This window comes from Streptomyces sp. NPDC043878 (assembly GCF_056435735.1).
Genome location: NZ_JBWKDW010000006.1, coordinates 135,756 through 156,636, shown reverse-complemented (window position 1 = coordinate 156,636; position 20,881 = coordinate 135,756). Strand labels below are relative to the sequence as shown.

General features: G+C 64.3%; 22 protein-coding genes. 20 read left to right on the top strand and 2 right to left on the bottom strand.

Going from position 1 to position 20,881, the window contains the following annotated elements; translation table 11 throughout:
* Positions 1 to 53: 53 nt before the first annotated feature.
* The 19 genes from AC07AZ_RS11140 to AC07AZ_RS11050 all read left to right on the top strand — a co-directional run bounded on the left by AC07AZ_RS11140 (position 54) and on the right by AC07AZ_RS11050 (position 18,489).
* Entirely contained in the window at positions 54 to 1,154 is a 1,101-nt protein-coding gene (locus AC07AZ_RS11140) for a hypothetical protein (protein WP_478846153.1), read from the top strand.
* A complete protein-coding gene (locus AC07AZ_RS11135; protein ID WP_478846151.1) occupies positions 1,138 to 1,761 on the top strand; it encodes a hypothetical protein in 624 nt (207 codons plus the stop codon). The genes AC07AZ_RS11140 and AC07AZ_RS11135 overlap by 17 nt, the downstream gene beginning before the upstream one ends.
* The gene (locus AC07AZ_RS11130) at positions 1,752 to 2,036 is read left to right on the top strand and encodes a hypothetical protein (protein WP_478846149.1); all 285 of its coding nucleotides are present in this window, start codon (positions 1,752 to 1,754) and stop codon (positions 2,034 to 2,036) included. Before AC07AZ_RS11135 ends, AC07AZ_RS11130 begins: the two co-directional genes overlap by 10 nt.
* 8 nt (positions 2,037 to 2,044) lie before the next feature.
* Positions 2,045 to 3,544 carry a hypothetical protein gene (locus AC07AZ_RS11125; RefSeq protein WP_478846147.1) on the top strand — a complete coding sequence of 500 codons (1,500 nt, stop codon included), beginning with the start codon at positions 2,045 to 2,047 and terminating at the stop codon, positions 3,542 to 3,544.
* Positions 3,545 to 3,659: 115 nt separating this feature from the next.
* Positions 3,660 to 4,475 (top strand): peptidoglycan-binding protein, encoded by an 816-nt coding sequence (locus AC07AZ_RS11120; RefSeq protein WP_478846145.1) that lies wholly within the window; start codon positions 3,660 to 3,662, stop codon positions 4,473 to 4,475.
* Positions 4,476 to 4,516: 41 nt separating this feature from the next.
* Complete coding sequence (locus AC07AZ_RS11115) at positions 4,517 to 4,660, top strand: hypothetical protein (protein WP_478846143.1); 144 nt, start codon at positions 4,517 to 4,519, stop codon at positions 4,658 to 4,660.
* A 211-nt stretch (positions 4,661 to 4,871) separates the two neighbouring features.
* On the top strand, positions 4,872 to 6,761 hold the full coding sequence (locus tag AC07AZ_RS11110) for a hypothetical protein (RefSeq protein WP_478846141.1): 1,890 nt from the start codon (positions 4,872 to 4,874) through the stop codon (positions 6,759 to 6,761).
* A gap of 278 nt (positions 6,762 to 7,039) precedes the next feature.
* Positions 7,040 to 7,906, top strand: coding sequence for a hypothetical protein (locus tag AC07AZ_RS11105; protein WP_478846139.1), 867 nt, complete (start codon positions 7,040 to 7,042; stop codon positions 7,904 to 7,906).
* 145 nt (positions 7,907 to 8,051) lie between these two features.
* Positions 8,052 to 8,804 carry a recombination directionality factor gene (locus AC07AZ_RS11100; RefSeq protein ID WP_478846137.1) on the top strand — a complete coding sequence of 251 codons (753 nt, stop codon included), beginning with the start codon at positions 8,052 to 8,054 and terminating at the stop codon, positions 8,802 to 8,804.
* Positions 8,801 to 8,971, top strand: a complete 171-nt coding sequence (locus AC07AZ_RS11095; RefSeq protein WP_478846135.1) for a hypothetical protein — start codon at positions 8,801 to 8,803, stop codon at positions 8,969 to 8,971. Before AC07AZ_RS11100 ends, AC07AZ_RS11095 begins: the two co-directional genes overlap by 4 nt.
* Positions 8,972 to 9,065: 94 nt before the next feature.
* Positions 9,066 to 9,590: a hypothetical protein gene (locus AC07AZ_RS11090; protein WP_478846133.1), complete on the top strand. Its 525-nt coding sequence runs from the start codon at positions 9,066 to 9,068 to the stop codon at positions 9,588 to 9,590.
* 144 nt (positions 9,591 to 9,734) lie between these two features.
* A complete protein-coding gene (locus AC07AZ_RS11085) occupies positions 9,735 to 12,197 on the top strand; it encodes a phage/plasmid primase, P4 family (protein ID WP_478846131.1) in 2,463 nt (820 codons plus the stop codon).
* Positions 12,198 to 12,276: 79 nt separating this feature from the next.
* The gene (locus AC07AZ_RS11080) at positions 12,277 to 14,124 is read left to right on the top strand and encodes a DNA polymerase (RefSeq protein ID WP_478846129.1); all 1,848 of its coding nucleotides are present in this window, start codon (positions 12,277 to 12,279) and stop codon (positions 14,122 to 14,124) included.
* A gap of 416 nt (positions 14,125 to 14,540) precedes the next feature.
* The gene (locus tag AC07AZ_RS11075) at positions 14,541 to 15,470 is read left to right on the top strand and encodes a hypothetical protein (RefSeq protein ID WP_478846127.1); all 930 of its coding nucleotides are present in this window, start codon (positions 14,541 to 14,543) and stop codon (positions 15,468 to 15,470) included.
* Positions 15,467 to 15,781 (top strand): endonuclease domain-containing protein, encoded by a 315-nt coding sequence (locus AC07AZ_RS11070; protein ID WP_478846125.1) that lies wholly within the window; start codon positions 15,467 to 15,469, stop codon positions 15,779 to 15,781. The genes AC07AZ_RS11075 and AC07AZ_RS11070 overlap by 4 nt, the downstream gene beginning before the upstream one ends.
* 25 nt (positions 15,782 to 15,806) lie before the next feature.
* A complete protein-coding gene (locus AC07AZ_RS11065; RefSeq protein WP_478846123.1) occupies positions 15,807 to 16,025 on the top strand; it encodes a hypothetical protein in 219 nt (72 codons plus the stop codon).
* A gap of 83 nt (positions 16,026 to 16,108) precedes the next feature.
* Positions 16,109 to 16,381 (top strand): hypothetical protein, encoded by a 273-nt coding sequence (locus AC07AZ_RS11060; RefSeq protein WP_478846121.1) that lies wholly within the window; start codon positions 16,109 to 16,111, stop codon positions 16,379 to 16,381.
* Between the two features lie 811 nt (positions 16,382 to 17,192).
* A complete protein-coding gene (locus tag AC07AZ_RS11055; RefSeq protein ID WP_478846117.1) occupies positions 17,193 to 17,615 on the top strand; it encodes a hypothetical protein in 423 nt (140 codons plus the stop codon).
* Positions 17,616 to 17,673: 58 nt separating this feature from the next.
* The gene (locus AC07AZ_RS11050; protein WP_478846115.1) at positions 17,674 to 18,489 is read left to right on the top strand and encodes a DUF2637 domain-containing protein; all 816 of its coding nucleotides are present in this window, start codon (positions 17,674 to 17,676) and stop codon (positions 18,487 to 18,489) included.
* A 229-nt stretch (positions 18,490 to 18,718) separates the two neighbouring features.
* Here the strand turns inward: AC07AZ_RS11050 and AC07AZ_RS11045 are convergent, their stop codons facing one another.
* Together AC07AZ_RS11045 and AC07AZ_RS11040 are read right to left on the bottom strand one after the other, a co-directional pair.
* Complete coding sequence (locus AC07AZ_RS11045) at positions 18,719 to 18,928, bottom strand: DUF397 domain-containing protein (RefSeq protein ID WP_478846113.1); 210 nt, start codon at positions 18,926 to 18,928, stop codon at positions 18,719 to 18,721.
* Positions 18,925 to 19,749, bottom strand: coding sequence for a helix-turn-helix domain-containing protein (locus AC07AZ_RS11040; protein WP_478846111.1), 825 nt, complete (start codon positions 19,747 to 19,749; stop codon positions 18,925 to 18,927). Before AC07AZ_RS11040 ends, AC07AZ_RS11045 begins: the two co-directional genes overlap by 4 nt.
* 519 nt (positions 19,750 to 20,268) lie before the next feature.
* On the opposite strand from AC07AZ_RS11040, the gene AC07AZ_RS11035 reads away from it, so the two are divergent.
* Positions 20,269 to 20,553 (top strand): DUF7848 domain-containing protein, encoded by a 285-nt coding sequence (locus AC07AZ_RS11035; RefSeq protein ID WP_478846109.1) that lies wholly within the window; start codon positions 20,269 to 20,271, stop codon positions 20,551 to 20,553.
* The last annotated feature ends 328 nt before the right edge of the window (positions 20,554 to 20,881 follow it).

The window sequence follows — 20,881 nt, the reverse complement described above, 5'->3', positions numbered from 1 at the left end:
TCAATTTGAGGGGACTGGGAGGCAAGCCACTCGCTAGAAAAAGAGGGGGTGACATGCCGAACGCTCGATATGAAGTCGCTCAGATAGTGGCCGAATCCGGCGAGGTGCTCAACGTCTTGCCGGTGACGGGAATCAGTTACGGCGAGACATTGAACGGGGCGGGTACGGCGACGGTCGGTATCCCGTTGAAGGCTGCCGACCCGGACACGCTCAGCCCCGGCGCAAGCGCACTTGCGGTACTGCGGAACGGGTTGCCCGAATGGGGCGGGATGCTGTGGACGGTCGACGCGGACCTTGACGCCGGGACGCTGACACTGAATGCGTCCGGGTGGCACTCGTACTACTCGGCGTGCTACCTGGGCGGCTTCTTCCGGCTGTCCGACGGGGGTGACGGTCGGCTTCTCGGCAGATGGCTGGGTTACGCGGGGAAGAAGGATCAGGCCCTTCTGTTGCGCGACTGGCTTGAGCGCGCGAACGACGACGGGGGCATTGGCACCGACACGTCACGGCTCAACACGACCGGCCGTATCCGCTCGCGCACGTGGGGCTTCTCCGAATTCAAGAACACGGCTGAGGCAATCAACGAGCTTGCCGACGAAGACGGGGGTTTCGACTTCCGCTATGAGACCTACTGGCGCGACGCGTCCCACATCGGAAACCGGTTCATCATGGCTCCCCGGTTGTCGTCCGCCTTTCCGGCGCTGACGCACCGTGTCTCGTGCAACGTCACCCGGGTCACGTACGACGGCAGCAGACTCGCAAGTAAGTCGTTCGCCTTCGGTGCCGACATGGGCACGGGCGTGAAGCCGTACGCCTGGAAGTCGAATGTGCTCGGCACGCCGACGCTCGTTCAGGTCGCGACCTACGCCGACTTGAAAGCGACAGGGGATCTCATCCCGAAGGCCAACGCGATTGCCGCTGTCGGCCGGTCGCCTATCGCCATTCCCACGCTGACCCTGTACCCGGGTGTTTTCGATCCGTCGGTGTTTCTGCCCGGCTCGTACGGCAGCGTCCAAATCGACTCGGGCTATGTGCGCTTGCTCGACGACTTCGTGTTGACGGAACGCCGCGTGGACGTAGACGCGAACGGAACCGAGACCGTCGCCCTTTCCCTTGCCAGTAAGGACGTGTTCGAAAATGGCGATTCAAGCTAACGCACTCCCCCCGTCGCTCATTGCGGAGCTGACCGAAGTGAAGCGTCGGCTCAATGCCCTTGAGCGGAAGCCGAAACTCGGCAGCGTGAACGAGCGGCTTCCGTTCGGAAACTTCCAGAGTCCTTCGCTTGAGGGCACCGAGGGGGCCGAATACACACACGCTCTCGGCGCGATCAATTCGACCGGGCTGAATCAGCCGGTGCTTCTCGTCTCCGTTCCGTTCAGCATTCCGTGGGGTGCGAGTGCGGCTCTCGACGTATCCGTGACGCTGTGGATTCGCGACATGGTCACGAACGGCAAGACGGCGGAACTCACGATCACGAAGGCCAACGACAACAACGGCCTCACACGGTCGATCACTTACGCGTGGCGGCACCCTCAGCCGATCGGCTTCGACGACGGACAGAACTGGAAGGGCTTCGCGATCGAGTATCACGTGAACAAGCGCGTGACCTACAACGGCGAGTCACTCACGGTCGGGATGGGGAGCCCGACGTTCATCGTCGGTGTGCCGGACGGTACGTACCTTGAGGAAGCCGACGACGGCAACCCGCGTATTGCCGGTGTGCTCACGCCGACGGACGGGGGGCCGGTGGAATGGGGCTGAGCGACCTTGCCGGGGGTGCCGAGATCGTCGGCGGAGCCGCGCTCTTTCTCATGCTCGTCTTCCGGCAGATCAAGACCGGCGCTAAGGCCGCGTGGCGCGAGGAAGCCGAAGCACAGACAGCGAAGGCCGCACGGCTTGCCGACGACGTTTCCCGGCTCATTGATGAAGTCCGGCTCTTGCGTGAAGAGAACAGTGCACTCCGTGAGGAAGTGAGGGAACTCCGCGCTGAGAACCGGGACCTTCGCGAACACATTGACCTGATGCTCGGCAATTAGGGGGCCCAATGAGCACGCCGACGGAGAGTTACCCGCTGCCGTCGAGCATTCGCACGGTGAAGGTGAAGGGGCAGTACCGGGGGCCGGACGGACGCGGCTTGCAGGGAACCGTGACCTTCACGGGTCCGGGGCTTCTCACCTTCCCGGAAGCGGATCTCTTCGTTGCCGGACCGGTGGTCGCGCGGCTCGACGAGTACGGCGCCTTCGAAGTCGTCCTTCCGGCGACGGACAACCCCGACATGAACCCGTCGGACTGGTCGTACACGGTGAAGGAGAATCTGACCGGCGTGACCGGCGCGCGGACGTACGCGCTTCTCCTTCCGGCCGACACTCCCGGCGGAGAGATCGACCTTGCTGACGTTGCTCCGGCCGACCCGACTACGCCGACGTACGTTCCCGTTCCCGGACCCCAGGGCGAGAAGGGCGACACCGGAGCGAAGGGCGACACGGGCGCGGCAGGCGCGAAGGGCGACACGGGCGCAACGGGGGCAACAGGTGCCGCCGGGGTTCCGGGCGTGGTGCAGTCGGTCAACGGTCAGTCGGCTGCCGCTGTCACGCTGACAGCCGCGAACGTGGGGGCTGTCCCCGCTGGCGACAAGGGCGTTGCGAGCGGCGTTGCGTCTCTGGGGTCCGACGGCAAGGTTCCGTCGGCACAGCTCCCGGCGACGAGCAACGCGGTTACGAGCGTCAACGCGAAGACCGGCGCGGTAGTACTCACGGCTGCCGACGTAAGCGCGCTCGCAGCGAGTGTGAGAGGTGCAGCGAACGGCGTTGCGTCGCTGGACGCTTCGTCGCTCGTTCCGGTCGCCCAACTCCCTTCGCTGTCATCGACCTACGTTGCCGTCTCAACGCGCGGAGCCGCGAGCGGAGTTGCCACGCTCGACAGCACAACCCGGCTTCCGATCGCTCAGGTTCCGACGGTGCTGCCTAAGAACTCTTGGACTCCGCAGGCTCTCGGCTTTCAGGCGTGGTCGTTTGATCCGGGCGGGGTCGCCAACCCGGCGGCGAAGTACCTGACTCCGCAGCGTCTCTATCTGACCGGCTTCAATATCACTGAGTCCACAACGGTCAGCTCCGTCGTCATGTTCGCGCGCGGCTATGGCGGCGTGACGACCAACCGGTACATGGCCGGTATCTACCGGGAAGACGGAACCCGGGTCGTCGTGTCAAGCAATGTCGCCCTCACCATGGCCGGACAGGAGACCGGCGCACTGACCGGCATGGCAACGAATCATATCGGCGCGGTACCGATCACGATCGCGTTGACCACGCTGACCCCGGGTCGCTACTGGGTTGCGTGGCTCATGACGACCGGCGGCACGGCAGATTTCGCGTTCTATCACGTGCAGAACGAAGCCCCGATTGCGACCGTCAACTTCTTCATGACGACGAGCCCGTTCGCCCGTGCGTGGTATCTCGCCACTCAGACGACGTTGCCGACGACCGTGAGCCAGACGAATACGGCCGCTCTTGCCGACCATGACATTCCGATTATGGCTCTCGCCTAGACCACTCAATTTGAGTGGTCTGAGTAGGCAGGCAAGCGACTCGCTAGACACCGAATAGAACGAGCCCCGTCCGGCATATCGGGCGGGGCTTTCCCATGCCCAAAAAGGGGAGTGCATGACTGAGATCGTGGACAAGGTCGCATCGATAGCCACGGCGGAAGTCGGGTATCACGAGGGGTATTCCAACGGCCACTGGAACAACAAGACGAAGTACGCTCCGGCCGTGCCGGGGCTTGAGTGGGCCGACTGGCAAGCGTGGTGCGCGACGTTCGTTTCTTGGGTCGCGCTCAAGGCCGGTGTCACGGAACTGTTCCCGCGTACCGCTTCATGTGCTGCGGGTGTCACATGGTTCCGGACGGCCGGTCGCTTCTCGGAGTATCCGGCGGTCGGCGCTCAGGTCTTCTTCGGCTCCGGAGGGGGCTCTCACACGGGGCTCGTCGTCGCTTTCGACGCCGACACGATCACGACCGTCGAAGGCAACACGAACGTGAACGGTTCGGCCGAAGGTGACGGGGTCTATCGCAAGACGCGGCAGCGTCGAGACGCGTACACGTACGGGTATGGCTACCCGGCTTACGTCGGGGGCTCCGTGAGCGCTGACCCGGACGCGGAGAAGTTCGGTTACAAGCACGTGTCGACCGGCAAGGCCGGAGCCGTGCCGACCGGCCCGACGACCGTGAAGACGTACGAACCCTTTCCGGGTGTCGCGTTCTTCAAGCGGGAGCCGAAGAGCCCGATCGTTACGGCCATGGGCAAGCGGCTTGTCGCGGTCGGTTGCTCCGCGTACAAGACGGGCCCCGGTCCTCAGTGGACGGACGCCGACAAGGCTTCGTATGCGAAGTGGCAGCGCAAGCGGGGCTTCACTGGCACGGACGCGGACGGCATCCCCGGTAAGGCCACGTGGGACGCGCTCAAGGTCCCGAACGTCTGAGCCGTCCGGCAGTCACTCAATCCAACGAAAGGACGGACCGCATGAAGGTCGTCGACTTCCTCAAGAAGCACCGTGTGCGCGTGGTCGCCGTAGCGGCTGCCGTCGTCGCGCTCGTCGCTCAGTACGTGGCAGACCTCCCGACCACACTCGTCATGGACGTCGTACAGGCACTGTTCGGCGCGTAACAATCTGAACAGGGTTACCGACTCGCTCGCGACCCCCGAAACACTGAAACAGCACAGCTCAAAGCCCCTCACTGGCACGTCGCCGGTGGGGGGCTTTCATGCGTTCGAGTGAAGTCAGCCCACTCAATTTGAGGGATCTGATGGACACGCACTTTCGCGTAACGCTAGTGTCGGCGACGCAACAACGACAACGACGAAGGGGCGGCCGAAGATGAGCTTCACGGTCAAGTACAACCGGACCACGAACCACATTGACGGCCTTGAGATCCGCACGACCGGCGGCGGCAACGACATGGGCGGCCACGTCTCTTACTACGCCGAGAACGCGTGCGGCTCGCTGACCCGGTACCGCTTCGCGGACGGCCCTTCGTTCGAGTCCCTTGCCGACGCGCTTGAGGCCGCTCGTACAGCCGGTGGACGCAAGCTGTGCAAGACGTGCGAGAAGGCCGCGCTCGCTGCACTTGAGGCCATGGCCGCTCAGGCTGAGGTGGAGAAGGCCGACGAGCCGGTTGAGACTGAGACGATGACGACTGATGGGGGCCGGACCATGACCGGGAAGCTCAAGCTCAAGGATGTTCGCGGAGACATTCGCGTTGGCAGCGCGACCGGTAGCAACGGAACGATCCACGCACTCAAGCCGGAGCTTGACGAAGACGGCCGGAACGTGACCTACTGCCCGACGCGCTTCAAGACCCCGGTTCGTTCCTGGGGTCCGGCCATGGATCAGAAGCCGGAACTTGAGCTGTGCGCCGCTTGCTCGAAGGTCGTGCCGACCGGCCACGTCACCGTGACCGAAGAGCCGGTTGCCGTGCCGGGGCTCGACGTCATCGTTACCCGTAAAGTGATCACGCCCGTTGAGGGCACCGACGGAGAGAAGGAAGCCATGCCCCCGAAGAAGAAGACCGCTGCCGCGAAGCCTGCCGACGTCGACGTTGACGCGCTGACGAGCGCCGTTCACGAGAAGGTCGACCAGATCAAGGCCATTGACCCGACGGAGGAAGGGGCGGCCACAAAGGCGGGAGACCTTTCCGCCGAAGCTGACGAGAAGATTCGTCAGCTCCCCAGGGGCAGGCAGGCGGCGCTACGCAAGTCCGTGAAGGAGGCACGCACAGCCATCGAGACGGCCGCCGCTGCCCCGAAGCCGAGCAATGAAGTAGCCATTCCCCGGCGTGCCGAGATCGCTGAGGACTTCAACGCCATCGAAGGTGTTCCGGCGCTCATCAAGGCCGCTGCGGCGAAGGCTCGCGAAGGTGTTGAGTTCGGTCTCAAGATGGGGTCGACGAGCGAGGCTGTCGCTCGGACGATTTTCGAGATCCGTACGAAGATCACGAACCCCGACACGGGCCTGAAAGACCTTCAGTCGGACCGGAAGACCACGAAGAACGCTTCCGGTGAGGTCTACCGGGTCGCACGTGAGGACGTGGCCGACGACGACGTGACCACGCTCGCCGCTCACGAGTCACTCGTGAAGTCGGTCGGCAACCGCATGAATGACATTCTCGTCGAGTGGGTCGCGAAGTTCGACGAGAAGGACGTCAGCGCACTCGGCATGTTCTTCCCGGACGCGGAGAAGGCCGTTCGCGAGAACCGTGCCGCTATCGCGAAGGCGGAGGAAGAAGGCACTGAGGCCCCGGCGGAGCTGACCCCCTCTCAGGCCATTCGCGCGCTGTACGACGCGGCTGGCATCCCCCTGCCGGAGAAGGGGCGCACACAGCTTGCCCGTGAAGCCGCTCAGGCGAAATCGCTCGTCGGGAAGCGCAAGGAACTTGAGACCCTCACCGAGATCACTGAGGACGAGTCGGCCGACAAGGCGGCGAAGGCGGAAGCCAAGGCGAAGGCCGACAAGCTCAAGGAAGCCGTCAAGGAACTCGAAGAAAGGTTGCCTAGCGACGTGCTCGCACAGGCCGACAAGGAGTCCCCGAAGAAGACCCGGCAAGAGCGCACCTTCGAGAAGCTGACGAAGGGCCGTGAAGTCCTCAAGGGCGCACTCACGGGTGGTTCCAAGCTGACCGACGACGAGAAGACGGATCTCGTCTCGGAGCTTGAGAAGCTGTCCGGGTGGCTCTCGACGGAGATTGCCGCTCTCAAGCCGAAGGGCTGAGTCTCAGCCCACTCAAATTGAGTGGGCTGAGTAGGCAAGCGACTCGCTAGAACAGACAGCCCCGACACTCCCCCACATGGGAAGGGTCGGGGCTTCGTCATGCTCGACCCCGCACACGTCCCTGAGCGGCCTTCTCCGGCCCTTGCAGCCCCGTCGGGTCTCCTCGTACCGGCGGGGCTTCGCCATGCCCTCACGGGGCCGTACGGCGGGGCTGAGTGTCACCGGCAATCCACTCGCTAGATCCGGACTGACAAGACCCATATCGAAGGGGGCCCTACGTGGGCACAGTCCGTACGATCTACAAGGGCGGGAGCCGGTTCTACGTCCACCCGGACCGGCGCGAGATCATCCACCCGGGCGTGACGTCCGTGATCGGGATGCTTCCGAAGCCGTTCCTACAGCGCTGGTCGGCGAACATGGCCGCTGAGTTGGCCGTTGACTCGATCGACTTCCTTGCCGACATGGCAAGCCGTGACCGGGACGGCGCGATCAAGTACGTAGCCGGTGCCGCTCACCGGTACACGAAGCACCGTGCCGACGTCGGCAGCAAGGCACACGATCTGTTCGAGCGCATGATTCGCACGGGGGCTTTCACGGCTCGCGACAGCAAGGGCGATTTCCTTGCCCACGTGCACCCGGACATGGGGCCGTACCGCGCGCACTTCGCTGAGTTCCTGGAAGCGGTCAACCCCGAACTCGTCCGCGCGGAAGACGTGGCGTGGAGCGACACGCACGGGTACGCCGGGAGCTTCGACGCGATCCTTCGCGTGTGGCTCGACGACAAGGGCAAGCCGACTCCGGACCGTTCGGGCGTGCCCGCTCTCCTCATGGTCGACTGGAAGACGAGCAAGGGCACGTATCCCGATGTTGCCTTGCAGATGGCCGCGTACGCGCGCGCTGACTTCCTGATCGACCCCGACGGCAACCCGGAGCCGACGCCGGAATTCGACGGGGCCGCTGTCCTGCACATCACGCCGGACGGGTGGGAGTTCAAGCCGGTTCGGATCGACGACGAAGTGTTTGCCGTCTTCCTGAGCCTTCGGCACATCTTCGACTGGGACCGGACCGTATCGAAGTCCGTTCTCGGCCGTGCCATCGCGAAGGCTGTCCGGCTCGTCACCGGTACGCAGCGAAGGGCGAAGTGATGCGCGCGCTCGCCGGGCAATCGACTCGCTAGCCCCGGAGTGAGACCGGGGAGGAAGCCGGAACAGTCCACGCACGGCGACATAGCCGGTAAGACGCGGTGACCCTTCCTCCCCGGTCGTTCCAATTCGCTCACAGGGGAGACGTATGGCGCTCGACATTTGGAAGACCGACCCGGACAACAAGCCCGCTCCGCGTGAGGACTACTCGGATGACACGGTCGGCCGGTTCCACTCCGGCTACATGGAGCACGACGAGAAGACCGGCAAGAGCTACCCGGCTCCGCTCGACGAGTGGCGCGTGTCGACCGGCGACATGACGGTTGCGAAGGCCGTTGCGGAACTGTTCGGGGGCTCCCCCGTCGAGAACGAGGAGAGCGCGAACGAGAACTTCATCGACGTCTACACGTCGGCGACGAAGGTTCCGGTCATCATCGAAGCCGACGGCATCGAGTCGGACATGAAGCAGTGGGTCAACGGCAAGCTCGTGCATCACTGCACCGGGACGAAGTTCCTGAGCCACCCGAGCAATGACAAGCTCGTCGGCCAGTCGTGCGGGTGCCCGGAACTGTTCGCGGAGCGGAAGCAGGCTGCCCGCGACTACATGGGGCCGAATCCTTCGATCTCTGTGACCTTCCGGCTTGCCGACGACGAGCCCCTTGGCAACTTCAAGTTCGTCACGGGTTCGTGGACGCTCGCGGCCGTTCTGCACGAAGCCGAGAACGCCCTTGAGTCGGTCGGCGAGGGTGGTCCGGTGCTCGCGTACATCGAGCTTGAGCCCGTCTCGTACGTGGCAAAGAAGGGCAAGATGAAGGGTCAGACGGTCGAGTACACGAAGCCCGTCATCAGGATCGTCAAGCCCTTCGCTGCGGCCGTTACCGACGCGGACGGCGACGAGTGAGCAAGCTCGACGCTGCGGAGTCGTACGACTGGACGTCGGCGCTTTCCGGGGCTGAGGACGGGACCGTACGGGCTCCGCTGTGGACGTTCCCGCCAGAGGCCGCGAAGGCCGTCATTCACGAGCGCCGCGTTCGGTTCGGCTTCGACGACGGCGACGACAGCAACTAGGGCGACTCAGGGCCGGACGGTTCCCAACGCGGGCACTGTCCGGCCCTTCGTTGCGTTCAGCCCCCTCAATTTGAGTGGGCTAGGAGGGGTGACCGTGGCCAACCCGAACAAGAGCAAGGGCACGAAGTGGGAGAGCGACGTTCGTGACTACCTGAATGTAGCTCTCAGGCTCGCCGTGAAGGACGCGACCGGCAAGCTCCGGCTCGTCGATATCTTCTCGCCGTTCAATGTCCGCCGTGCGGCCCAGGAAGGGGCGAAGGACGTCGGCGACGTTCACGCCGTGCCGTTCGTCCTTGAGTGCAAGGACGTGGCGCAACCGGCTGTGCCGAAGTGGCTCCGGCAGGCACGCACCGAAGCGGGACACGCGGGCTTCCCGTACGGGGTCGTCGTGCACAAGATGCGACGCGCGGGGACGCGACAGGGACGCGTTCACTTCCCGGTCGGCACGTGGACTCAGGTACGCCGGGTCCTGGGGCTGTCGACGGCCGACATGCGGAAGCGGTACGGCTTCACGCCGGTCGTGCGCGGGCTCGACACGGACCGGTGGTATCTCACGACGGACGTCGAGAACTTCGCCGACGTGCTCTTTACCGTCCGCGCAACTCGTGACGCTGAGTAAAAATTTGAGGCCTCGCCGGCGGCCGTGAACAGGGTCATAAACGGACATTGAGACTACCGCGGTAGTTACTTTCTGTGTTCACGGCCTTTGCCGGGCAATCGACGCGCTCTCGCCAGAACGACGGAGAGAGAGGAGAAGCCGACCATGGACTTCGCGCTGTTGCTTGACCGTTTTACCGACGTGCGCGAGCACGCCGACGGGGGCTATCTCGCGACGTGCCCGGCACACACGGACTCACGTCCGTCGCTGCGTATCTGGCGCGGCGAGAACGGCAAAGTTCGCTTCACGTGCCGTGCCGGGTGCGAGACGAACGACGTACGGAAATCCGCACGGCTCAACTGGGAGGACTTGTTCAACGCGACCGGCGAAGGCCGGACCGTAACGGCTGAGAAGCCCGTACTCGTCGGCACGGCTCAGACGGCCGCGCTCGCGTCGTACGTGGACGCTACGTCGGTAGCCCTGGGGACCTGGGGCGAGACATGGGCCGACGCTGCCCGCAAGTACGTCGCTCACCGCTTCGGGCTCGACGCTGACACGGCCGCTGAGTTGCTGTTGGGTGTCGACGACGGCCGTGTTCCGGGGCTTGAGTACACGGACGCTCAGGGGAAGTCGCGTAACTACCGTTCACGCCCCTTCCGTCAGTTCCCCCGGCTCACGGTCCCGCTGAACGACTTCCGGGGAATCCCCCGGGGCTTGCAGGGCCGTGACCTTACCGGCCGGTGCCCCGGACGGTGGCTGTCCCTGAGCAACCCCGACGGCATGCGTTGGGCACCGTACGGCGTTTTCAGGGGCTCCGGCGGGTACGGCGTCACTCTGGTCACGGAAGGACCCGGAGACGCTCTCACGGCCGTGTCTGTCGGCTACGACACGGTTGCCGTCCGGGGCGCGTCGCTCGTCAACAATCCTGAGCTTGTGCGGGAGCTTGCCGAAGGGCTCCGGGGCACTCAGGTGATCGTGGCCGGTGACAACGACACGGCCGGAAACGGGTTCACCGCGCGGCTTGTTGAGGGGCTGTCCGCACACGGCATTGAGGTGTACGCCCTGAGCATCCCCGAAGCCGGTTGGGATCTCACCGACTGGCGTGTGTCCGACCCGGGGTCGTTCGCCGACGTGCTTCACCGCGCCGTGAAGAACGCTCAGCCTGCCCGGTCGGCCGTCGACAGCGAGAACCACGCTGTGAGTACTGCGGTCGCCGACAGGACCGGGGCCGACTTCGTGTCCCGGGATCAGGGCATGGAAGCCGCACGCATGCTCGGGGAGCTGACGAAGCGCTACGGCGAAACGCATGCGATCAATGCCTATGCGCTCGTCGCGTGGACTGACGGCCGGATCAGGTACGCAATCGGTCTCGGATTCTTCGTATGGAACGGCCGCACCTGGGACAAGAGCGCAACGAAGGTCCGGCAGGAAGTACACAGGATGGGTGCCGCACTTGCCCTTGCCGGAGAGACGGCAGCCGCGAAGGGCTTCCTGAACACGACCGGTATCGACTCACTCATGACTGAGCTTCGCTCCGTCCCGAGCGTGCACGTCGAAGCGGACGCGTTCGACGCGAAGCCGCACCTGTTGAGCTTCCGCAACGGGGTCGTCGACCTTCGGTCCGGCAGACTCCGGAAGCACGACAAGAAGGACATGCTCACGGTCTCGCTGCCGGTCGACTACGACCCGACAGCGAAGGCTCCCCGATGGGAACAGTTCCTCAGCGAGATCTTCCCAGGCATGCCGGATCTCGTCGACTACATGCGTCGACTGACCGGCTACGGGATCACGGGTGACACATCGGAACAGTGCTTCGCGGTTCTTCACGGGAAGGGGGCGAACGGCAAGTCAGTTTTCACGGATGTTCTGACGACGGTCTTCGGGTCGATCACCACGACGACCCCGTTCGCCACGTTCGAAGACAAGGGCAGCGGCGGCATTCCGAACGACCTTGCCGCTCTCCGTGGCGCACGGCTCGTCATGGCGTCCGAAGGCGAGTCCGGCAAAGCCATGTCGGAAGCCGTCCTCAAGCGCGTCACGGGCAAGGACAAGGTCACGGCAAGGTTCCTGAGACAGGAGTTCTTCACCTTCGCGCCGACATTCCTGATCATGCTTGCCACGAATCACCGACCGAAGTTCCGGGGGCAGGATGAGGGCTTGTGGCGACGCGTGAAGCTGATTCCGTACACACGGTATTTCGCTCCGCACGAGCGTGACTACGACCTTGACCGGAAGCTACTCGCGGAGACTCCCGGGATCGTGGCGTGGGCCGTGCGTGGGGCTGTCGAGTGGTACCGGGACGGACTGAGGGACCCGGACACGATCACGTCGGCGACACGGGAGTACCGGGAGACGAGCGATGCTCTCGCCGGATTCTTCCCGGGCGTACTCATTCACGTTGAGGGCAATGTCATGCCCGGCGGAGACGCCTTCAACAGTTATCTCGACTGGTGTGAGGCGGAGAACCTTCCTCAGAAAGAGCGTTGGACGCGGCGCACATTCTTCGCGGCCATGGAAGAACGCGGGATCGCGAAGAAGAAGACAAACAAGGGTGTCGCCCTGATCGGCATTCGTCACGTGGACGAGCCGGAACAGTCGACGGACGGACCCGGGATCTTCGCTCAGTAGCTCAACAACTCGACAACCACCCGACGGGCTCAGCCCACTCAATTTGAGTGAGCTGGGCCCTTTTTCGTGAGGGGGCACATTGCAGACCTACCGTCACCGCGTTGCCGACGACGTTGTTGAGATCCGGGTTCCCCGGGACGACCGCGACCTTCGTGAGTTCATGGCGTGGGTACAGCGCGCGACGCTCCGGGGTCCGATCGCTGTGGACACGGAGACGACCGGGCTCGACATTTTCTCTACTGGCTACCGGCTCCGAACGATTCAGTTCGGAGACCGGGACACGGCGTACGTCATTCACTGGGAACGCGGGGGCCGCTTCGTCGAAGCCGCGCTCTTCGCGCTCCGCACGGTCCGCCGGGTACTGATTCACAACGCGTCGTTCGACTGGCTCGTGATCGACCGGCACGCCGGTTACCCGCTGGAAGAGCTTGCGCCGAAGACGACCGATACGAAGATCAAGCTCACGCTCGTCGACCCCCGGCAGCCCCAGGAAGGGGGCATAGGTACCGCCCTCAAGCCCGCAACGGCGTGGTACGTCGACCGCACGGCCGTCGACACTCAGGAAGACCTCACGGCGGTGTTCCGGTCCCTGGGACTGACGAAGGCGACCGGGTGGGCCTGTATCCCGCTCGATCATCCGACGTACAACCTTTACGCCGGTCTCGACGTGATCTATACGGCTCGCCTTGACCCGTTCCTCACGGACGAGCTGAGCCGGTACGGCGTGCGGGAAGCGCTCATTCAGTACGAGCACGAGATTGCCCGCATGTGCGCAATCATGCAGCGCGCCGGAATCGTGCTGGACGCTGAGTACATAGACCTTCTCCGGGTCCGGCTCCGCGAGGAAGAAGAGAAGTACGCGGCTCAGGCAGCGCGGTACGGGGTTGAGTCGGTCAACTCCGGCAAGCAAGTGTCGGAAGCACTCATTGCCATGGGTGAAGCGCTGACGGAGAAGACGGCTTCCGGCGCCCTCAAGGTCGACAAGGCCGTTCTTCTCGCACTGTCAGACCTTGACCGTGACTGGCAGCACATCGGGGCACGCACACCCAACCCACTCGCGGAAGCGGTACTCAGGGCGAAACGTGCGGGCAAGTGGTGCACGACCTACGCCGACACGTTCCTTGAGACGGTCGACGCGAACGGCCGCATTCACCCGTTCATCAATACCCTTCAAGCCCGCACCGGCCGTATGTCGATCACGCGTCCGGCTCTTCAGACGCTCCCGGCATCCGACTTCATGATTCGCCGCGCCATGCTGGCCGACGAAGGCCACGTGATGCTGTCGACGGACTTCACGGCCGTTGAGATGCGCGTTCTCGCGGGGCTCGCCGACGTGAAGCGCATGAAGGAAGCGATCCGCAACGGCGACGACCTTCACGACTTCACGGCACAGCTCGTGTACGGGCCGGAGTTCACGAAGCGGCACCGGAAGATCTGCAAAGTGATCGGTCTCGGAAAGATCTTCGGGGGCGGGCTCGACACGATCCAGAGACAGACCGGCGCGCCGACGGCGGAGGTGCGGTCAGCTCTCGCCACGTATGACCGGGTGTACCCGGAGATCAAGCGCGCGTCGGCACGGTGGCAGCGTGAGGCACGGGGCAACAACATGGTCGCGATATCGGCGACCGGCCGTCGGCTTCCGCTCGACCGGGACCGTGCGTACGCCGTGACAAATTACCGCGTCCAGTCAACGGCTCGTGACGTGCTGGGGCAAGCCATGATGAACATGGAAGCGGCCGGTCTTCTCGACGTGCTCAAGCTCCCGATCCATGACGAAGTCGTTGCGTCGGTCCCGAAGGCTGAGGCTGCCGACTATGCGCGCGAATTCGAGCGCTGCATGACCATGGATCTCTTCGGGGTCCGGATCGACGCGAAGGCGGAAATCGGGGGCCGGTCCTGGGGCTCTCTGTACGGGGCCGACTTCTAGCCCCTCAGCCCCCTCAATTTGAGTGGGCTACCGCCGCACTGTTCGGCATTCCGCACGGGAGATCACGGCAAGGTCACGGCCGTAGGTTCCCGGTCCTTCCCAGGTATGAGCGCGTGTTGCGCAATTGGCGCAGCGTGCATCCATGTCCGCTTTCACCAGTCGAATTCAGTGAACATGCAACGAAGTGCAGCCCCCAGCTAGGGCGGCACCTGGATTCGACGACGGCCTTGATCAAGCCCCGTCCGCATATCCCCGGACGGGGCTAGGTCAGTCGTTTCTCAACTTCGCCATGCCGTGGCGGAGCCATGCCCAAAACCGGGTGTGACCCCGCCATTTCGTGAGTCACGGCTCTCGGCCCCTTCCGGGCAATCGACTCGCTCCCTCCCGAGCGAGACCGACCCGGAGGGACCAAAACCTTGTCTGTCACGCTCACGATTGACACTGTCCGCGAAGCTCAGGACAGCGGCCTTACCGCTACGACGGCCGTCATCAAAGCCACTGAGAGCCGAATAACCGCCCTTGCCGACAAGGCCGCTCGTCGACTCGCTCCGGCCGGAGGCGACCGCTACCGCGACCACCGTGACGAGTTCGAACAGGTCGGCCGCGTGGCCGTATGGGAGTCGCTGAGCCGATTCAAGGGCGAGACCGTCGACAGCTTCTTTGCCTTCATGTACGCGACCGTCGAGCGGACGCTACTCGACGCCGTTCGGGACGCGCGGTACGGCAACGCCGGAGTCGACAAGGATGCGGTCAAGGTCTTCATGACCATGCTTGAGAGAGCCGACGGCGACCACGCCCTTGCCGAGAAGTTCGCGCAGTCCGTACCCCCGAAGGGACAGCGGCTCAGCGCGGACCGTGCCAACGCCGCCCGGCTCGCCTTCGAAGGCTCCCACTCGCTCGACGCTCCGCTTCCGACGGAAGACCCGACGGCTTCCGACTTCGGCACCTACGCCGACGCGCTGTCGTACGAGTTCAGCTATCGCGGTCAGTACGACGTGCCCGACGACCTGATTGAGCCCGACGACCTGAACCGTGAAGACCGGCGCGTGAAGCACGCGATCATTCACGGGATTCTCGACGTCATGGGCGACGGTCAGCGCGCCGTGATCAAGCACAGCTTCGGTATCGACGGAGCCCTGACCTTCGGGCACGGCGACAGCGGTGACGACGAAGCCCTTGCCGCCTTCCTGGGCATGGAAGTCAGGAACCTTCGTCCGGCTCGCTCCAAGGGGCTCAGGGGCTTCGCGAAGCGCTATGTGAAGGCTGTCGCACCAAACGACGAAAAGGCTGCCGACGAGCTGACCGAAGCCGCTGAGCGCAACTTGAGCGCCGGTGGCCGGAAGTGACACAGCCGCGCGGAACCGTGTGGAACCGTGCCGGACGGTACGGGCTCGCCTATTCGGTCGCCCTTGAGCTTCGGTCACGGCCATGCGATATCTGCGGCACGGAGCCGACTCCCGAGATCCCTCACGGGGTCGACCACTGCCACGACACGGGGCATGTCCGGGGCGTTCTGTGCCGCTCATGCAACTTGGCTCTCGGGCACTTCAAGGACGACCCGGAACGAGCACTCAAGGCCGCGCGATACCTCAGCAAGACGGGCACCGATTACCGGCGCGTCGACCGGCAGGCAATCGACTCGCTACCCCCGAACTGAGACCCGAACGAACAGGAGAGCGCGAGTGCCGACCTACCGACTGCCCCAGGGCGGAAACGTCCAGACGAACACGACCGACACCGGTACGGAGTTCGTGACGCGGAACGCCGACGGCGACGTGATCGCGTCCGTGACTCTTCCCTTCATCGAAGCGAAGCCGGTCGTCGACACCCTTCGCGGGCTCGACGCGCTCTCGGGCTGCCTGAATCTGGGCGCGAACGTGAAGGCAGTGATCGCACCCTGATGAGCCACCCTTCCGGACTCCCTGAGTGGCAAGTCCGCTTCGCCCTGAACATGCTTCACGCAGGACAGAGGAGAGAGACGAATATGATGCGAGTCACCAGCGAAACGAAGGCCGTTCTGACCGGGCAGAACGGACGCATCGTCGGCTTCACGAAGAGCGACGAGCCGGGGCTTGCCTCGCTCGCCGTACCGAACGACCGGGCACAGCTCAACCCGACACAGCTCCGGGAGCTTGCCGCGTGGGCGAACGAGACGGCAGCCGAGATCGAGCGGCAGCGCAGGACTCCGCTCCGGCCGGACTCGCGGACTGAGTGGCTCGCCGCTGAGAAGCTGATTCGCCGGGGCATGACGTCGTAACCGGAAGCGGGAAGCATTTTCCAGCCCACTCAATTTGAGTGGGCTGCAAGCCCCCTCAGACTTGGAGAGATCTTGCAGTATGTGGAGCCTGTCACCCTCGCCGCCGCTGCCGTGATCGCCGGAGCGCTCACGATCGCCGGATGTTCATCCGGGGATGATGGACGCGAGTGCGTCGACTACGACACCATCACGACGACCGTCGGCTTCTCCGTTCCGCGCCCCGCTCCGGCTCCGCGTCCGGCTCCCGCTCCGGCTCCGCGTCCGAACCTGAGCAAGCCCGCGACCCCGAAGAGCCCGACCGCTCCGAAAAGGCCGAGCACGCCGACCGTCCCGACACCCGGAAGCCGTCAGCACGTCGTATGCGACGAGTGGTCCGACAGCTAGTCCGCGAAGCGCGAAGAGAACCCCTCACCGAAACCGGTGGGGGGCTTTCCTGTTTCCAGACCACTCAAATTGAGTGGGCTAGCGATTCACAAGCTCACAAAGTACACAGCTCCCACATAGGAAATCGCAGGAGGCAAAGGTTCCGTGCATATTCACTCGAACAGGTGTACGGTCGATTGCGCCTGGTGAGCAAGGGGTGACCGGGTGTGACATATGGGTCATTCGTGCACTAGCCCTTGGCCTGATCATGGCCAGTCATTGACCGAATAGCGAGGGGGATTTTGTGAGCGGGGAAGGATCGCCGACCGTCGAGCTTCGCGTTGAAGTGCCATTGCCGCAGGAAGGGGGCGGGTGGGGGTGGCACACCGACGGACGCATATCGCCTGCCGGACGGGAGCCCGCGTTCAGCCGACGCGACCTCTTACGCGTGATGCTCACGTACGGCGCGATCGTCGCAACGCTCTTCACCAGCGGCGGACCGTCCGCCTACCGCGTCACGGCCTGGGAGATCCACACCCGCCGGACCGTCGGCGCATACAGCTTCCGATGGGACGCCGACCGGGGCCGGTACATGCCCGAAGGCGACCCGTTCGTGATCTGGGACAAGTTCAGCGAACGCATTGCCGCAGGACTCCAGGGCGGACACATCAAACCTGACAACGTTGCCGACTCGCCTTCACATACCCGCCCCGGCGACGAGCCCCAGGAAGCCCGCCAACGGCCCCAGGTCGAGCCCGGACCACTCCCGCAACCGAAACCCCGACGGGCCATTCAGGAACGCGCTCAGGACCGTGTCAGGGAGCGCTACAGCGAGCCGTCGGCCGACGAGCCGCGAACCCACTCCCGGTAGGCAATCGACCCGCTCACTCCCGAACGAGAGATCTCAACTCGTTCTAGGAGTAGGCAACTTGGGAACACGGAAGAGCATTCGCAACGCCCGGTGGACACTGACCGGCGGACGCTGGTTCTTGATCATCGGACTCGTCTTCTACTCGGCCATGACGACCACTCCCTTCGTCTCCCGGCACAGCGAATGGGAGTGGTCGGGGTGGGTCCTGGGGCTCATCGTCGACGTGGCTTTCATCATGGCTCTGTCGGCGGAGTCGACCCTTGCCCGGCACGGCGTGACCAGTCTCGGCCGGTGGCCGGTGGCGTTCCGCTGGACGGCCGGGCTCGCGTCGACCTTCCTGAACGTGTGGCTCAGCATCGAGCGCCGCGATTGGGTCGGCGTGGTCGTGCACGTGATCGCTCCGGCTCTCGTGATGCTGCTCGCCGAAGTCGGGCCGGTCTACATGGCTGCCCTTGCCGACGCGGAACGACGAGCCGACAAGACCGACGCGTTCGCCGACCGGTTCCGTGCGGCCATGGCCGGACCCAACGCGGTCACGGTGCTGCCCCCGCCGGAGCCCCTCACGGCCCATATGGCGTACGTGGGGCCGGAGTTGACCCGCGAGGCCCCTGAGGCGACGGACGAGCCGGAGACGGACGCTCAGCCGGTCGACGAGCCCGTTGCCGTCGAGCTGGCCGACGACGAGCCGACGGCCGACGAGCCCGTTCAGCTCCCGTTGCCGAAGGCACGGCTGACCAACGCTGAGGCTGACGCGATCATCGAGAAGGCATGGCGGCACAAGGTCACGCCGACCGAAGCCGCTGCCGCAGCAACCCGGCACCCGGCGACCGTCCGTCGGAAGTTCGCTCAGCTCGACGCGGAGTTGACCGTGTGACCCCAAAGCCCCCTGCACTGATCCATCCCGGGTCGGTGCAGGGGGCTTCCCCATGCCCACCGCGCGTTACCTAAAGTGAAACCGCGGAAGCCGCAATGTCCGTTTCACCCCTAGGATTCGGCGCCGGCTCGGCCTTATTGGTCACTCAAAGTGAAATTCGGTGAGCCGGGCAGCAAGAAGCCCCGGCTTTCCTAGCGGTCAGGAAAGTCGGGGCTTCCGAGTGTCTGGGCTACGCGTCGGCGTTGCGAGCGAAGGCCACCAGGGCGGCGAAGCCTGCATGAGTCAAGCTCAGGTGAGGACCGGTCGGGTTCTTGCTGTCACGGACCATGAACTCCCCCGTCGCCCGTGCATGATCCGGGGCCCATTCAAGGCACTGACCACCGTCACCGCTGCTGTAAGTGGACTTGACCCAACGGGGCTGGTCCTCGTTCTTCCTCATCGTGCGTGCTCCTTGATCGCTTCGCGCAGTGCGCGGAGTGACTTCTCCGGGGACAGTGCGTCAGCGCGTAGCCGCTCGTACCGGTCCGTGCCAGTCGCGACCACGGATGCTGAGTCGATCACGCGTCCCACCCCCATGGCCTCTGAGTAGAGGACCGGTGCCGAGTCGTCGTCACCGAACGTCAGAAGCGTAAAGGCTTCGGCCGCCGGGGGAGCACCCGAGTCATATGGAAGTACTTGGACTGTGATGTGAGGGCTTTCAGCTTCGGACAACAGATGTTCCAACTGTCCCCGCATGACTGCCGGACCGCCGACTTCCCGGCGAAGACACGACTCGTCCAGCACGACCCAGAGTAGGGGTGGGTCCGGCCGCTCCCATACGGTCCGGCGTTGGAGCCGGAACGCAACCTTCTCTTTGATCACCGACGCCGGGTCCCTTGGCTGAGCCGCCCGGTACAGAGCTTCCGCATACTCCGGGGTTTGGAGTAGGCCCATGACCAGGAACGACGAGAAGTCGAGAATCTGAGCGGCCTTCTCCTCAAGACGCAGATACGGCACGAACCACTCAGGGTGTCCGTGCTGCGAGATCCTGACCAGCAACCGCGCGAAGTAGCCAGAGGTGTTGAAGAACTTGTCACAGCCCTCCGCGAAGTGAAGCGACGGCAGCATCCTGCCGTTCTTCACCTTGGATACGTACGGCTCCCCGTAGCCCGTGGAGTCCGATAGCTCACGCTGGGAAGCGCCCTTGTGGGCTAGGGCTGCTTCCACCTCCCGCCCGAACCACTCAAGGCCGTTCGCGGGCTCTTCCCGCTCTTCGCTCACCTGTTCAACTCACCCGACTTTCCACATGTGTTGGCAACCCTTTCCCCCTGTTGAGCGTACGCGTCGGCGCGCCATGGTGTGAGGGCGAAGTCACACAGAGCAGCGAGAAGCGGAAGGCACGGCAACCGACCATGACCAGCACCACCACCAGGACCACCCGCACGCCGGACGACGTGGCGGAGCTGGCCGCGCTACAGCGGGACTTGGGCCCCTGGGGCTTACTCGGTTGGCGTCCGCGCGGCGGGTGGACCGACCCGCACACTGTGGACCTTCGCCGTGTGCAAGACGGACTTCGGCGGTTGATCGCATGACACCTGCCGTCGGCACAGCAGCGCGGGACACGCGGACCGACAAAGTCGGGCGCGTCATGGGGCACGTCGGCGGACGCGTCCAACTCCGGCCCGTTAAGGGTGGGCGGGAATGGGACGCCCTTCCTGCCGACGTCGAGCCTGTTGAGCTTTCCGAAGCCCTACGCCCCGCCCTTGCTGAAATCAACGCACACAGCGCGGGGGCAATCTGATGACCGCTGGAAAACTATTCCGCTTCATTCACTTCACAACCCGACAAGACCCCACGGTTACACCCGAATACTCCGCCGCGTGCGTAGCGGGTGCCGAGGAGCCTTGCGGAGCAAAGTCTGAGGGGTTCGACAACCCCACGGAAGTCGATGACTGGATGCGAAACCACATGCGGGCAACCGGGCACATGCACTTCCGGCGGACCTTTGAGGACTTCGCGGAGCTGACCGTCAGTGGAATGCCCACGGACCTTCAACCGGCTCAGGTAATGCGAGTTACGACGTGAAGGTGTGGCCAATGGTGACGGAATGCAGCGCCGCGTTAGACGTGCCGGAAGGTATGCGCGAAGCGGCTCTTGCGTTCCCTCACGCCGAAAACAGCCCTGTCATTGTTCCAGACAGGGTGACATGCGAGATCGATAAGCACCTGTACGGCGATCACGCCGCACTACTGCTCGACCTGGGACCGGATAACGGCGGTGCCGCGTGGGTTACATGGTGCACAGACGGCAGTGACGTCAAGGTACAGCGCAAAGCGTATTGCTCTTCGAAAAGTCCATCCGAAGATGACGCTTGTTGGCTGCACACCCAACACCGGGGCGGCCATTCCTGGGA

Excerpts from the sequence above, each read along its gene's own strand:
- AC07AZ_RS11140 (WP_478846153.1), top strand. The coding sequence starts at position 54 with ATGCCGAACGCTCGATATGAAGTCGCTCAGATAGTGGCCGAATCCGGC.
- AC07AZ_RS11135 (WP_478846151.1), top strand. The coding sequence starts at position 1,138 with ATGGCGATTCAAGCTAACGCACTCCCCCCGTCGCTCATTGCGGAGCTG.
- AC07AZ_RS11130 (WP_478846149.1), top strand. The coding sequence starts at position 1,752 with ATGGGGCTGAGCGACCTTGCCGGGGGTGCCGAGATCGTCGGCGGAGCC.
- AC07AZ_RS11125 (WP_478846147.1), top strand. The coding sequence starts at position 2,045 with ATGAGCACGCCGACGGAGAGTTACCCGCTGCCGTCGAGCATTCGCACG.
- AC07AZ_RS11120 (WP_478846145.1), top strand. The coding sequence starts at position 3,660 with ATGACTGAGATCGTGGACAAGGTCGCATCGATAGCCACGGCGGAAGTC.
- AC07AZ_RS11115 (WP_478846143.1), top strand. The coding sequence starts at position 4,517 with ATGAAGGTCGTCGACTTCCTCAAGAAGCACCGTGTGCGCGTGGTCGCC.
- AC07AZ_RS11110 (WP_478846141.1), top strand. The coding sequence starts at position 4,872 with ATGAGCTTCACGGTCAAGTACAACCGGACCACGAACCACATTGACGGC.
- AC07AZ_RS11100 (WP_478846137.1), top strand. The coding sequence starts at position 8,052 with ATGGCGCTCGACATTTGGAAGACCGACCCGGACAACAAGCCCGCTCCG.
- AC07AZ_RS11085 (WP_478846131.1), top strand. The coding sequence starts at position 9,735 with ATGGACTTCGCGCTGTTGCTTGACCGTTTTACCGACGTGCGCGAGCAC.
- AC07AZ_RS11060 (WP_478846121.1), top strand. The coding sequence starts at position 16,109 with ATGATGCGAGTCACCAGCGAAACGAAGGCCGTTCTGACCGGGCAGAAC.
- AC07AZ_RS11045 (WP_478846113.1), bottom strand. The coding sequence starts at position 18,928 with ATGAGGAAGAACGAGGACCAGCCCCGTTGGGTCAAGTCCACTTACAGC.
- AC07AZ_RS11035 (WP_478846109.1), top strand. The coding sequence starts at position 20,269 with ATGACCGCTGGAAAACTATTCCGCTTCATTCACTTCACAACCCGACAA.